Below are 13,988 nucleotides of genomic sequence, written 5' to 3' on the forward strand. Positions count from 1 at the left end.
GGAGTTTTCATAATTCATTGTTTTGCGGATTTATGATTAGTTTTTGGAGTTTCTTGCAACCGGTTTAGTCTGCAGCCATAACCAGTGCAAGACTCCACAAAACTTGTTTGTCAACTTAATGACATTACAAACTTAGAAGAGTGGTTCCAAGATTAAAAATATGGATGGGGTACAAAGGGGGTACACCTTTTTAGCCTAGAGTTTATAAGGGTTTTGAAAGGGGAGGAGAAATGAGTTAAATGGCTAAAACGGCGTTTTCTAGCGAATCTTGAGGGGTTAAATCCATTTTTTTACGGAGACGATGTCTTGCTTTTTTCACGCCACCGGTAGATATATTTAATATGGTTGCAATTTCTTTTGAAGACATATTCATTTTTAAAAGAGCCATAAAACGCAGTTCGTTTTTAGTTACTTCAGGGTATTTAGTTTTAACGTTAAAACTAAAATCTTTGTGAACCTGCTCAAAATATTGTGTAAAGTTTTCCCAGTTTTTATCATCCTTCTGGTCGAAATTTATAGTTTTAATAAGCTCTTGATAGCCTTTGCTTTCTTTTGAGGCAACCTTAAGCGCTTTTGCTTGTTGCTTTAAATTTTCTAAAACTTCGTTCTTTTTGGCTAAGTGCAAAGCATGAGTGGTAAGTTCTTTCTTTTTGAATGCCAATTCTGCTTTAACACGTTCTTTTTCTAAATGGTTACGCTTCATTTTTTGACGAATGGCATAAAAGCCTAGACCAAAAAATAAAAGTGATAGTACAAGCCCTCCACCTAAAAGCAATTTTTGTAAGTTATTTATTCGGGCTTCCTGCTCCAAAAGTGAAATGGCAGTTTCTTGTTGCGCAATCTGTAATTCCTTCTTTTCCGTTTCATAGATAGTTTTAAGCTTTTCTATTTCCTTTGTTTTTTCAATTTGGAATAAACTATCTTGTATAAACTTAAACTTAGTAAAATCTTCCACAGCAGGTTTAAAAGCACTTCTTTTTTTATAAATGTTCGATCGCAATTCGTACGTATGCATGCGCATAACATGGAGTCCTACAGAATCTGCTAGGTTAATGGCATTGTTAGCATATTTTAATGCCATATCAGTATTGTTTTCTTCATAATAAAACTCACTGATTTGATAGGCAGACTTAATTACATCCATAATACGGTTGTTCTTTTTACCAAAATCCATAGCGGTTTTTAAATAATTTAGCGCTTTATGGGGTTGGTTTAATCGTATATAAGTTTTACCCAATTCAAAAAGTGCTAAGCACTCAACAGTAGGTGATGGGACCTTACGAGCCAATTGTAGTGCTTGGGTAAGTGTTTTTTCTGCTTTGTTGTAGGCCTTGAGGTGATAATAATTACCACCAATATTCATAAGGCTTTGGGCTAAAAAATCTTGGTCATTTTCTTGTTCGTAAATGGCTTTGGCTTCATATAAGTAGGTATTGGCATTTTCAAAATTTCCTAATTCAGTCTCTATGCGACCAATTTCAGATAAGGTATCCGCTCTTTCCAATCTGTCGTAAGGTTTCGTTAAGAGTTTTAACGCTTTATAACAATACGCTAGCGCATTTTCAAAATCTCCTTTTTCTCTAAATATTAACCCCATGAATTTATATGCCAAACCTTCGCCCCTTAGATTATTGTTTGCTTGAGCGATAGTTACATTTTTTTGAGTAAGCTCAAAGGCAAGTTTATGGTCTCCCTTTTCGAGGGCCAAAGTAGCAAAGGCATTGTTTACCAAAGTTTCTCCTTCGGCATACCCATTAGTTTTAAAAATGGACTGGGCTTTTTTAAAGAAAATTGTGGCAGAATCTTTTTGACCTATTTGTCTAAAACTAGTACCTATATTGAAATTTGCAAATCCAATTTCCTCTGTTTCATTTAATTTAGTAGCCAAATCAAGCATGTTGAAAGCATATTTTTTAGCTAATCCAACATCATTGTATAATGTTGCATAGTGTAGTCTGTCAAGTATGTAAACCTTATCTGCATTGTCTGGTAAGCTGTTATAGATTTTTAATAAACTATCAACCTTTTTATTGTTTTGGGTAACTAATGCTAAAGGTATTAAGGAAAGTAAAAAAAAGGTCTTTATCATGTAATAGAAGGTTGGTGTTTGATAAAAATACCTTTTTATTCTTCGCGAAACAAATTGCTAAATAAGAATCAAGTTTATCAAGAGTTTGTAGACCAATAAATCCAACCATAAGTATTAAATTTACATCCTCTAAATAAAGAATTTTAATCTTAGAATTTAAATACATGCATAAAATAGACATGGATTTGATTGAAATGACCATGGATGTTATGAAATATACCATCGATAGAATTTCGTCAACACAACATAAAATTGGAAAACCCAAAAAGGCTGAAGAACTTAAAGGTTTGGTGGGCGATACCATCACACCAAAAGGTGTTGGCGGTGAATATGCCTTTAAAATGTGGAAAAAACACTTGGCCAAAGCCAATGTGCCTATCGATCACCCTAGGCATTTAGCCTTTGTTCCCGCATCGCCAACACGTGCCGCCATTATGTTCGATTTAATTACATCGGCATCCAGCATTCACGGTGCTTATTGGATGGAAGGCGCCGGCGGTATTTTTTGTGAAAACGAAGCCATGGAGTGGATTGTATCCTTAACCGGTTTGCCCAAGGGTGCATTCGGTGTTTTTACAAGCGGCGGTACGGCAGCCAACCTTTCGGCTATTGTAACTGCGAGAGAGTATTGGCGCAGTTTAAACGAGCAGAACAAAGTTGAAAAAGGCCTGGTGATTACATCGGTTGGGGCGCATTCTTCAATAAAAGCGATGGCTAAGGTTGCCGATGTGGATATTCTTTTAGTCGATACAGAAGATGTTATGTATGGCACAGCCTTGCAAGAGACTATCAATAATTTAACAGCGCATCAACGCAGACGTTTGTTTGCCATTGTGGCAACAGGCGGAACAACAAATGCGGGCATTATTGACGATTTAGAGGGCATTGCCAGAGTTTGCGAAGCAGAGAATTTATGGTTCCACGTAGATGCTGCTTATGGCGGTGGCGCTTTGGTTGCCGATTCTGTAAGACCGTTGTTTAAAGGTATTGAGCGCGCCGATAGCATTACTATCGACCCGCATAAATGGATGTTTTCGCCTTACGATTGTGGTGCCGTAATTTATAAAGAACCCGAATTGGCAAAACAAGCACACTCACAAGAAGGCTCGTATTTGGATATTTTTAAAGATGAGGGAGCGCACGGTTTCAATCCAACCGATTATCAAATCCAGTTAACACGTCGTGTTAGGGGCTTGCCATTGTGGTTTTCGCTGGCTACCCATGGCACAGACCGGTATAAAGAAGCGGTTGAGCGTGGATTGGAATTAGCTCAAATTGCAGGTGAAATTATCGAGAAGATGCCGCATGTGGAGTTGGTGCGAGCACCTAGTTTGTCTTGTGTACTTTATAGAAGAATAGGATGGAAGCCCGAAGATTACACGCATTGGACTTACGAAAACCACAAAAAGGGATTCGCTTTGGTTACTCCAACAAAATGGAAAACAGGCGATAGCTTTGAAACCGTTTCGCGTTTTTGTTTTATCAACCCGGATACCACAGAAGGTGATGTTAAGGCTATTCTAAACTCAATGAAATAAATATTTCTATGGTTTAACCAAACACAAAAAGCGAGCTTTTAAGCTCGCTTTTTGTGTTTTAAAGCTGACTAACTGTGGTCTATTTGTTTTTAGCCTCGCTAATTAATTTTGAAAGTGCTCCTTCCGGATTGCATGTGGTTGTTTTTACACGTGCCCTTTCTACCATTTCACTGCCACTAAAAACATCAAATTCTTTCACTTCTTTTTCTTCACCATTAATAATTATAAATGGTGTAAACGCTTTAGTATTGTGGTTATATGTAAAACCAGATGATTGTAAACCACTCGTTAATTCATTAATACATCCTTCAACACTATCTTTCAAATTTTCTAAATCTTCAATGGTCGGTAATTGGTCAAGAATTATTTGAGCGTCAAATTTAATGCCTTCAGCTTCAGTAATATATTGTACATTGTCGGCGGCCTCTAATAATTGCGATACTTGCTCCGTGGTTAGTATTGTGGCAGAAACGGTTCGGTTTCTTGTAGTACTACTAGACCAAACACTACATTTGCTAATATCGGGGATGGGACTTGGGTTGTTAACAGCTTTATTGCCATAGGTAATGGTTACTTTAACTGTTTTATCTATTTTGTTTAAAGAGGCTAAATGGCGTAATGCCGCTTCTAATTCTGTTCTAGTTTGCGTATTGTCATTTGAGTCGTCAACGGCATCTTTAAGTCTGTCAAGCGCGTCTCTATAAGGGTCTACTATGCCATTGACTTTTGAAGAAATATTTGTACTACATAAGGCAGCGCCATTTTCGCTAACTATGTCGCTCGCTTGCTTATTGGCACTCTCAATAGCTGAGGAAACGGCATCGTCAATTTCTTCCTGAGCTCTATCAATAATACCAGGTAGCGCTGCTCTTAAACCTCTTAAGCTCAATTCGAGTTCATATTGTTCGTTAGCTGCTTCTAAGTCAGCAATAGCTTGTTCGGTAGTTGCAATGGCATCATCAATTTGTCCTGTAACGGTTTCAGAAATACCCTCTGTAAAATTTACAGGTGGGGTTGCAATCATTTTGGTTTCATCAGTAGTAAATGTTGCTTGGGCTACCCAAACTTCATCATCCACTATTACTTGGCCTTCCATAGTAAATGCTTCAGGTGTTGCACGCATACCACCACCTACTGATTGTGTACCTGTTGGTGTTTCTAAACTTAATTCCCCAGATAAACCAATATCGAAATACCCGGTTTGTTCAACAAAACCGTAAGCATTTAAATTGCCACTTGGAGCCACGGGTATAATTTCTGGCCACCATGACAGGTCGGGTTCTACCAATCCGTTAATAAATGCTTTGGAAATTATACCGTTATTGGTACTGGCTTCTGCTACAATTGCTGCGCTACCAGAACCTATAGGAAATCCAAAGGAAATAAAGGAAGCAATATCAAATGAAAAATTTAGTTTTCCATTGATACCGGCTCTATAGTATGCTCCAAAATCAGATTCCATGGGTTCATCAAAATTGGCGTTAATATCAAATCCTCTGTTTTGATAATACATCCCTGAGGCCTCGAATACTTTATAAAACGATACGGTGCCACCAGTAACTTGGTTTGCTTCAAACGACACCACGTTACCTTCAACGGGGTTAGTGGGAACAAACATAAAATTAGAACCAAAAGAAGCGCCAAAACTTACGCTACCGAGTTTAGAGCTCGAATCGTTACTACCTCCGCTTCCGCCACTATTACCGCCATTATTGCCGCCATTGTTACTGCCATCGCCTCCTCCCAATGCATCGCCTCCTAAAGTGAAGAAAAACATGGGGTCTGTGTAGTCTGCAATATAAGTTATGTGTCCGCCAACAGGTGCTTTTATGGAAATAGGTTTCTGTGCATCGGGGTCATCATTTGCACCTACTTTTAGCTCGATGTTAACTGAAACGTGAAAAACAAAATAATAGCGTTCGTCTACCAATTGTATTTCAAAATCCCTGTTTTCGTTTAAAAACTTTCCTAAAAAATAGCCTACATCGGCTTGTACAGGGTTTTCGAATTCAAAATAATTGCTGTTTGATGGAATATCAGAAGTGCCCGTTACCCCAACTAAATTACCATTGTTGTCAAATTCTACATCTAAATCTGCATTATCAAACACAACATCGCCCGAGGTTTCAGTATCAATGGTTAAACTACCTTCTACATTATAGCCGTTTTTGGTTTGGGTAACATTGCCATTGGTTGTAATGTTTAGATTTGAAATTTTACCATTAGCGGCAGCTGGAATATCTACTGGTTCGGTGTTTGTTGAACAGTTTGTGAGTATAAATAAAATTAGTAAAAGGGAGCAAAACGTTTGAAGTTTGTTGTGTGTTTTCATAATGGTTTGTTTTGTGATTGTTAACTTAGCTTTGTGTGCCCTTGCTCTGTAAAGGTCTACAACCCAAGCTAGCGCAAGACACCACAAAACGGTATGCCAAATTAATGACATTCCAAACTTATTGTAAGAAATTTAAAATGAAGAATTTAAAGGGTGGACAATAGGTGGACAACCCGAAAACTAATAAAAGACAAAGGTTAGACAGGTGTTTAGTGCCACGTTTTTATAGGTTTAAAACGAGGTCTTGTAGCGAATCTTCGGTTGAAATTCCTAATTTTTTTCGAAGGCGGTAGCGTGCTTTTTTAATGCCTTCTGGTGAAATATTAAGAATGTTTGCAATTTCTTTTGAAGATAAATTCATTTTTAGAAGCGACATTAAACGCAATTCGTTTGAGGTAACTTCAGGAAATTTTTGTTTCACATTACTGTTAAAGTCTTTGTGCACCTCTTGAAAATATTTACTGAAATTCTCCCAATTATTGTCGTCTTTCAAATCGAAATTTATGGTTTGAATAAGTTGCTGGTAACCGTTAAGATCGTTTTCAGAGGTTTTAAATTTCTGGGCTTTTTGTTTTAAGCTTTCCAATACTTCATTTTTTTTAGCCAAATGCAGGGCGTGAGTGGTGAGTTCTTTCTTTTTAAAGGCTAATTCGGCCTTTATTTGTTCTTTTTCCAGTTTGTTTCGTTTAAGTTTTTGCCTAACAGCATAAAAACCTAATAGCGATAAAAGGAAGCCTATGCCTAAAAGTAATCGTTGTAAATTGTTGTTTTTTTCTTGTTGCTTTAGTAAATCTATTTCTTTATTTTGAAGCAGAATTTCTTGTTCTTTTTTCTCGGTTTCGTATTGGGTTTTTAATTCATCAATTTGCTGTGCTTTTTTACTATTAAATACCGAATCATTCAAAACGATGTGGTTTTTATAATCTGAAACGGCGTTTTCATAGCTGCCAATTTCCTCATAGGCTTCGGCTCGTTCTTTGTAATTATCAGATAAGTTATCAATAGAACCAATAGAGTCTGCTAAGTGGATAGCCTCGGAAAAATAATTTATGGCTTTTTGGTATTCTTTTTTGCCAAGGTATGCAGAGGCCACATCATTAAAATGAATAATTTGATTGTTTACAGAGCCATGCTTTTTAGAAATTTTATTGGAATTAAAAAAATGCTCTAAAGCTTTATCATATTCATTTTTGTCTAAATAAATAGCGCCTATGTTGGCCAAATATGGCGCAATAAAATCATTCCATTTTTTCTCCCTACTTATCTTTAAGCCTTTATTATAGTTTAAAAGGGCTTCATCGTAATTTTTTAAATGATAAAACGTATTTCCAAGTTCCATATATGTGATGGCCAGCCATTTGTGGTGATTCAAATCAATAAAAATAGCCAATCCATCTTCAAGGTATGGAATAGCTGCCTTGTAATTGTTCCTTAAGGTTTCTGTACGCCCAAGACCGGTTTTTATAATGGCTTCGCGTAATGGCTTTTTGTTAGCTAGTGTATCATGAACTTTAGATGCAAGGATTAAATTTTCAATAGCACTTTTAAAGTCCCCTTTATCTAAATGAATGTTAGCTTGTTGCTGGTAGGCATCACTTAACATTAACCCATGTTGTAAATTCTCTGCAATTTGAATGGATTGGTTTGATAACTCTAAAGCTGTTTTAAAATTACCCTCTAGGTTTTCCGTACGGTTCCAGGCATGCAATACCTTAAACAAGGATTTATGATCATTTAATTTTTTGTAAGCACTTTCGGCTTTAGCAAAATAATATCTTAAAGAATCTAGGTTATGATATTTTACATAGTAATGACCTAAGTTTTTATAATTTATAGCCACACCTTCAGGGTAGTTTATATTTTTCGATATGGTTAACCCTTTGTGCAGATACTCTAGTGCTAGAGCAGGATTAGAAACTCTACTTTCAATAAAAATTAAATCAGCGGTTTTTACTCTTTCTGTATTTTGAGATTGCTGCTGGAACACAGAGCGTAAACTATCTAGTTTTTTGTTGTTTTGGGAAATAAGAAAAAAAGGAACAAGGAAGGTTATAAAAAAGACTTTTTTCATATATCGGTTGGTTGGTTTTTGCTAAAAATAACTAATTATTCGTTGTAAGTCAAATAGTTGTGCCTTGGTTGTGTATTTGGAAGAGCTTAGAGTTATTCACATGTTAATGTTTTAAAAAATTATGTAAAAAAGTAGCGTGCCCAATTCGCTATTATAAAATCAATTATTACTTTTGCGCATGCAACACGATAAGGTATTAATTTTAGATTTCGGATCGCAATACACACAGCTTATTGCGCGTAGAGTTAGAGAGCTTAACATCTATTCCGAAATACATCCATTCAACAAAATTCCAACAAACATTGACGATTACAAAGCCGTAATTCTTTCTGGTAGCCCATTTTCGGTACGGGGCGAATCTGCTTTACATCCAGATTTATCTGAGATACGAGCAAAAAAACCACTTCTCGCCGTGTGTTATGGCGCGCAATATTTGGCCCATTTTTCGGGAGGTGAAGTGGCACCATCAAACACTAGGGAATACGGGCGTGCAAACTTGTCGTTCATTAAAAACGATGAGCCTTTCTTTAAACATATAAACGAAGGCAGTCAAGTTTGGATGAGCCATAGTGATACCATTAAACAATTACCTACAAAAGCTGTTTTATTGGCCAGCACAAACGATGTTGAAAATGCCGCATATAAAATTGAAGGTGAACAAACTTATGCCATTCAGTTTCATCCGGAAGTATATCACACAACCGATGGCAAACAACTTTTGGAAAACTTTTTAGTGGGCATTGCCAATCTCAATCAAGATTGGACACCCGATTCCTTTGTTGAAGAAACCGTTGAGGCGATTCGAGAAAAAGTAGGAAACGGCAAGGTGGTTTTAGGGCTTTCGGGTGGCGTAGATTCTACCGTGGCGGCAGTGTTGTTAAACAAAGCCATTGGAGAAAACCTGTATTGCATTTTTGTAAATAACGGTTTGCTCAGAAAGAACGAGTTCGAAAACGTATTAAACCAATACAAAGGCATGGGCCTTAACGTTAAAGGTGTTGATGCCTCTAAGCGATTTCTTGAGGCTTTAAAAGGCATTGAAGACCCAGAGCTGAAACGCAAAGCCATTGGGAATTCGTTTATCGAGGTTTTTGATGACGAAGCCAACAAATTGGAAGACGTAAAATGGTTGGCACAAGGCACGATTTATCCTGATGTTATCGAGAGTGTATCGGCTACTGGCGGCCCATCGGCAACCATAAAATCGCATCACAACGTTGGTGGATTGCCGGATTTTATGAAGCTTAAAATCGTGGAACCGCTTCGCGCTATTTTTAAAGATGAGGTAAGACGCGTTGGTGCGACTTTGGGTATCGATCCGGAATTGTTAGGGCGTCACCCATTTCCGGGACCCGGTTTGGGCATTCGTATTTTGGGCGATATTACGGCTGAAAAAGTACGTATGCTTCAAGAGGTTGATGCTATTTTTATTAATGGTTTGAAAGCTTGGGGACTTTACGATAAGGTTTGGCAAGCCGGCGCGATGTTATTGCCCGTTAACAGTGTTGGCGTTATGGGCGATGAGCGTACCTACGAAAAATGTGTGGCGCTTAGAGCCGTAGAAAGTACCGATGGCATGACGGCCGATTGGGTAAACTTGCCATACGAATTTCTTCAAAAAACATCCAACGATATAATAAATAAAGTAAAAGGCGTTAATAGAGTAGTGTACGACATTAGCAGTAAACCACCGGCAACCATTGAGTGGGAGTGATTAGGTTTTGAGGCTAGAAGCTTGAAGCTAGAAGTTGGAAGACATAAAAGTAAATAAGTTGAATTTATATTGAGCATTTAATTTTAACTACCAAATCAGTGCCCCTCCTTGGAGGGGTTAGGGGTGGGTTTTTAGAGCAAGAGTTTCGCGTTAGGGATTGAACGGCATGTTTGAGCTCGCCGACGAAGGAGGAAGCGAGTAGTGAAAGCCCGACCACTTGCCCTGAGCGCAGCCGAAGGGTTATGGTAACGCCCAAATAAAAAATTTGAACGCTTTAAAAATGTAGTTTTGGCACACTATGTGCTCTTGTTAAACGAAAAGGAAGCCTATGGCATCTATTAGGCAAAATAGCAACGTATATACATAGATTGCCCGCGTTTTATTATATTTATATCGATTAGACATTAACAACATGAATAGATTTTTATTAGTATTTATTTTGGTTTTGGCATTTGGTTTTACTTCGGTAAATGCCCAAAACTTTAGCACCCACCAAGTTAAAAAAGGCGAAACCATTGAAGAGGTCGCCAAACGATATTTTGTAACGCCATCGGATATTTATGAGTTAAATCCGGATGCCAAAAAGGAATTGAAGCCCAATACGATTTTAATCATTCCGTTGTCCAAAGCCCAAAAGCCCAAAATGGTTACGGTTAAGGAGTTGCAAGGTTTTGAAAAGCATAAAACCCGAAGAAAGGAGACTTTGTACAGTTTGGCCAAAAAGTATAATGTTACTGAAGACGATATAAAGAAATACAATAAATTTTTATATGCCGATCCGCTTAGGAAAGGGGATAAGCTGCAAATTCCGATTTTTAAAATTACCGAGGAAATTGAAGCAGAACCTACAAAAACTTACATAGTACAGCCTAAAGAAGGAAAATGGCGCATTGCCTATAAATTTGGGATTTCGGTTAAGGAACTGGAAGAGCTCAACCCGGAAATGGACGAGGTCTTAAAAGATGGCCAAGAAATTATTGTACCAAATATTGAGGATGGCGAAGAACGGGAAGTTGACGATAAATACAGCTATTACAAAGTATTGCCAAAAGAAGGCTTTTATCGATTAAAGCTTAAATTAGGTTTGGAAAAGGAAGCGTTGGAAGCTTTAAATCCGGGTTTGGCAGAAAGCGGTTTAAAAGTGGGCATGATTTTAAAAATACCGTTTAACGACACGCTTTCCATTGAAGCATCGAACAGCATTAATTTAACTGACAGTATTGTGGACTTTAATACAAAACACATTGCTGTAATGCTGCCGTTTAGATTGAATAGAGTAGATTTTCAATCCAAGGAAGAGACTAAAAATAGCATTGTTAAAGATCGATATTTAGACACTTCGCTCGATTTTTACTCGGGTGTTTTAATGGCCATTGACTCGTTAAAAACTTTGGGCATTTCGCTAAAAGTAGATGTGTACGATACTAAAAATGAAATAGGCGAAGTTTCAAAAATAATCAAGGAAAACGATTTTGAAACGGTGGATGCCGTAATTGGGCCATTAACCTCAAATACGTTTGATAAAGCGGCATTAGAACTAAGGCGTTATAACGTGCCCGTAGTTTCGCCCATTGGACTGAATTTAAAACTATACGACAATGTGTTTCAATCAAGGCCACCAAACGATAAGCTGAAAAGTACCTTGGTAAACTACGTTAAAACGGATACTTTACCGAGCAACATTATTGTAATTTCAGACTCTAAACACACACAAATCTCTAATGATTTAAAACGCGATTTTAATCACGCCAAACAAATACATTCAAGAAAAAACAAAAAGAGTGGCGATGATGATTTTTTTGTTACCAAAGAAGATATTGAAGAAGCGTTGAAACCCGGTAAAAACATGGTGTTTTTAGAAACTAAAAACGAAGGTTTTGTGTCTAACGTTACCAGTATTTTAGCTTCATTAATTAAAGCAGAAGACTTAATCACAAAAACAGAAGCGGTTGAAATTGTATTGGCGACTACCAATATGAATGCGGCTTTTACGGCCGATGGTGTATCTAACGAACATCTGTCTAAATTGCAATTTCTTTATGCGGCTACCTCTAAATCGTATAACGAATCTGATAATAATGCTTTTGTAAAACGCTATAAAAATCTTTACAATACCACACCAAATAGTGCAGCGGTTAAAGGCTTCGATTTAACGATGGATGTTGTGCTGCGCATTGTGAGTTCGGAAGACTTATACATGTCGGTTAACAATGCGCCACTAACGGAATATGTAGAAAACAAGTTTGCTTACAAAAAGAAACTTTTTGGTGGTTATTATAACGACACGGTTTACCTGGTTAATTACCAAGATTTAACCGTTGTTGAGGTTAAACAATAAGCTTTAAAGCAAAACGTTTTAAATACGTTAATACGAAGTAGTCGCGATGTTTATCGGGATGACTGGCTCTCTGTAAGAAAACAAACAGAACGCGTATTGGCAAAGTTTAAACGGTTGTTTTTTATCTAATTTTTGTGGCAAAAGTATTCCTTATTTTATGTGTCTTTTTATGTGTTCAGGATGAGCCAACGCTATCTTGGAACGAATCTTACAAACTATCGTGGGCAGATTTTAAAGGAGCGCCAAACCCTAAGGTGAGTGCTGTGGCCATAACTGCTTCGGGAATTTCGTTTGGGTTTTCGGTGCGAGAAACGGATGGTGAAGTTGTTGGTTTTTCAGCCGAAGTGTTTAGTCATTTTTATCCAGAACAATCGTGGTACAAATCCAACCTTGCCGATAATCATGTATTAGGGCATGAGCAATTGCATTTTGATATTACCGAGCTGCACGTTCGTAAATTTAGGCAACGCATCAGTCTGCTTAAAGTATCAAATCATATTAAAAATGAATTGCGCCAACATAATAAAACCATTAATAATGAATTGGCCGCAATGCAGGATAAATACGATGCCGAAACGAATTATTCCAGGGATAGTGAAAATCAAGCTAAATGGAAGAGCTATATTGCAGACGAACTTAATAAGCTTTCAAAATATAAATCGGTAGAGTAGTAGCGGCATGAATCCAGATAAAGATTTCCTTATAAAATTAGCGCATACTAAAATGCCTTTTGGCAAGTATAAAGACCGCTATTTAATTGATTTGCCCGAATATTATGTGGTTTGGTACAACAATAAAGGCTTCCCGAAGGGGAAATTGGGCGATATGCTTAAACAGGTTTACGAGCTTAAATTAAACGGGCTGGAAGATTTAATACGGAATATAAAGCGGCAGTATCCTAAGTAATTTTTTTAATCTATTCTTTTACTCAACCAATCTTTAAACTCAAAAAAATTCTGTGGCGCAACGCCGTGCCCGACAGGAAATTCAGAATACACATTCTTAATATTCAACACATTTAAAAACGGGGCTGTTTGTCGCGCCCAATCTACTGGAATCACTTGGTCCACGCTTCCGTGGGAACAGTAAAAATCCAGATTGGAATAATCTTTTTGCTTTATGTCTTCAGGTAAAATATCATGGTTAATATAACCGCTTAGTGCCACAACATTCTTTATTTTTTCGGGGTAAGTTAGCGCTACGGCATAACTTAAAATAGAACCTTGGCTAAAGCCTAAAAGCGATACATTGTTTTTGTTTACAGGATAATTATTTACAGCTTCATCAATAAAATTAGCAATTAATTCGAGGGATTCCCTGGCCTGTTCGTTGTCGTTCCATTTGCCTTTATCGGCATCAAAATTAATGGCATACCACGCATTGCCATAAGGCTGTAATGGGTACGGTGCTTTTACTGAGATGATAAAAAGCTCTTCTGGCAGTTCGTTGGCGAATGAGAATAAATCGTTTTCATCGCTACCATAGCCATGCAACATAATTAATAATGGTGCGTGTTCTGTTAGAGTAGATTCCCGAATGATATGCTGTAGTGAAAGAGATGTATTTGACATTTATTGACCTAAATTTGAAAATATTTTTTGATAAAAAGCACCAACCAACGGTATTTCTTGAGATTTTCCGCTAATCGCACCTATAAAAGCATAGATAAATAATACGCTAAAAAAAATCCAAAACCCTAATGTGGCAAACCAGCTATTTACGGCACTTACCACCCAAGCTAGTATAAAATAAGTGAGCCATAAACCTAATGCTTGTCTGACATGAAAATTAGTGAACACATTTTTTTTATCATTATTCATAAAATAGGCAATAATAGTTCCTATAATAGTAATGTAACTTACAATTGCCAAGGTTTTGCCTTCTTCAATATCTTGCTGTGTCATGA

General features: G+C 37.2%; 10 protein-coding genes. 5 read left to right on the forward strand and 5 right to left on the reverse strand.

Annotated features, from left to right (window positions below; translation table 11 throughout):
* Positions 1 to 235: 235 nt before the first annotated feature.
* A complete protein-coding gene (locus tag RNZ47_RS11085; protein WP_311939934.1) occupies positions 236 to 2,089 on the reverse strand; it encodes a tetratricopeptide repeat protein in 1,854 nt (617 codons plus the stop codon).
* Positions 2,090 to 2,253: 164 nt separating this feature from the next.
* Between RNZ47_RS11085 and RNZ47_RS11090 the strand changes: the two genes are divergently transcribed.
* On the forward strand, positions 2,254 to 3,627 hold the full coding sequence (locus RNZ47_RS11090; RefSeq protein WP_311939936.1) for a pyridoxal phosphate-dependent decarboxylase family protein: 1,374 nt from the start codon (positions 2,254 to 2,256) through the stop codon (positions 3,625 to 3,627).
* Between the two features lie 79 nt (positions 3,628 to 3,706).
* Here RNZ47_RS11090 and RNZ47_RS11095 read toward each other — a convergent pair whose 3' ends face one another.
* Positions 3,707 to 5,959: a hypothetical protein gene (locus tag RNZ47_RS11095; RefSeq protein ID WP_311939938.1), complete on the reverse strand. Its 2,253-nt coding sequence runs from the start codon at positions 5,957 to 5,959 to the stop codon at positions 3,707 to 3,709.
* Between the two features lie 223 nt (positions 5,960 to 6,182).
* Complete coding sequence (locus RNZ47_RS11100; protein ID WP_311939940.1) at positions 6,183 to 8,030, reverse strand: tetratricopeptide repeat protein; 1,848 nt, start codon at positions 8,028 to 8,030, stop codon at positions 6,183 to 6,185.
* Between the two features lie 178 nt (positions 8,031 to 8,208).
* Between RNZ47_RS11100 and guaA the strand changes: the two genes are divergently transcribed.
* The 4 genes from guaA to RNZ47_RS11120 all read left to right on the forward strand — a co-directional run bounded on the left by guaA (position 8,209) and on the right by RNZ47_RS11120 (position 12,988).
* Positions 8,209 to 9,744 (forward strand): glutamine-hydrolyzing GMP synthase, encoded by a 1,536-nt coding sequence (guaA, locus tag RNZ47_RS11105; protein ID WP_311939942.1) that lies wholly within the window; start codon positions 8,209 to 8,211, stop codon positions 9,742 to 9,744.
* Positions 9,745 to 10,156: 412 nt separating this feature from the next.
* Positions 10,157 to 12,082 carry a LysM peptidoglycan-binding domain-containing protein gene (locus RNZ47_RS11110; RefSeq protein WP_311939944.1) on the forward strand — a complete coding sequence of 642 codons (1,926 nt, stop codon included), beginning with the start codon at positions 10,157 to 10,159 and terminating at the stop codon, positions 12,080 to 12,082.
* Positions 12,083 to 12,216: 134 nt separating this feature from the next.
* Complete coding sequence (locus RNZ47_RS11115; RefSeq protein WP_311939946.1) at positions 12,217 to 12,753, forward strand: DUF922 domain-containing protein; 537 nt, start codon at positions 12,217 to 12,219, stop codon at positions 12,751 to 12,753.
* Between the two features lie 7 nt (positions 12,754 to 12,760).
* A complete protein-coding gene (locus tag RNZ47_RS11120) occupies positions 12,761 to 12,988 on the forward strand; it encodes a DUF3820 family protein (protein ID WP_311939948.1) in 228 nt (75 codons plus the stop codon).
* A 5-nt stretch (positions 12,989 to 12,993) separates the two neighbouring features.
* On the opposite strand, the gene RNZ47_RS11125 is transcribed toward RNZ47_RS11120, so the two are convergent.
* Together RNZ47_RS11125 and RNZ47_RS11130 are read right to left on the reverse strand one after the other, a co-directional pair.
* Positions 12,994 to 13,653, reverse strand: coding sequence for an alpha/beta hydrolase (locus RNZ47_RS11125; RefSeq protein WP_311939950.1), 660 nt, complete (start codon positions 13,651 to 13,653; stop codon positions 12,994 to 12,996).
* Positions 13,654 to 13,986 (reverse strand): magnetosome magnetite crystal formation protein family, encoded by a 333-nt coding sequence (locus tag RNZ47_RS11130; RefSeq protein ID WP_311939952.1) that lies wholly within the window; start codon positions 13,984 to 13,986, stop codon positions 13,654 to 13,656.
* Positions 13,987 to 13,988 lie beyond the last annotated feature (2 nt).

Source organism: Hwangdonia seohaensis (assembly GCF_031932625.1).
In the GTDB taxonomy this organism is placed as follows: domain Bacteria; phylum Bacteroidota; class Bacteroidia; order Flavobacteriales; family Flavobacteriaceae; genus Hwangdonia; species Hwangdonia seohaensis.

Bases quoted from the DNA above. Each gene is read 5' to 3' on its own strand.
- RNZ47_RS11130 (WP_311939952.1), bottom strand. From the start codon at position 13,986: ATGACACAGCAAGATATTGAAGAAGGCAAAACCTTGGCAATTGTAAGT.
- RNZ47_RS11125 (WP_311939950.1), bottom strand. From the start codon at position 13,653: ATGTCAAATACATCTCTTTCACTACAGCATATCATTCGGGAATCTACT.
- RNZ47_RS11090 (WP_311939936.1), top strand. From the start codon at position 2,254: ATGCATAAAATAGACATGGATTTGATTGAAATGACCATGGATGTTATG.
- guaA (WP_311939942.1), top strand. From the start codon at position 8,209: ATGCAACACGATAAGGTATTAATTTTAGATTTCGGATCGCAATACACA.
- RNZ47_RS11120 (WP_311939948.1), top strand. From the start codon at position 12,761: ATGAATCCAGATAAAGATTTCCTTATAAAATTAGCGCATACTAAAATG.
- RNZ47_RS11095 (WP_311939938.1), bottom strand. From the start codon at position 5,959: ATGAAAACACACAACAAACTTCAAACGTTTTGCTCCCTTTTACTAATT.
- RNZ47_RS11085 (WP_311939934.1), bottom strand. From the start codon at position 2,089: ATGATAAAGACCTTTTTTTTACTTTCCTTAATACCTTTAGCATTAGTT.
- RNZ47_RS11100 (WP_311939940.1), bottom strand. From the start codon at position 8,030: ATGAAAAAAGTCTTTTTTATAACCTTCCTTGTTCCTTTTTTTCTTATT.
- RNZ47_RS11110 (WP_311939944.1), top strand. From the start codon at position 10,157: ATGAATAGATTTTTATTAGTATTTATTTTGGTTTTGGCATTTGGTTTT.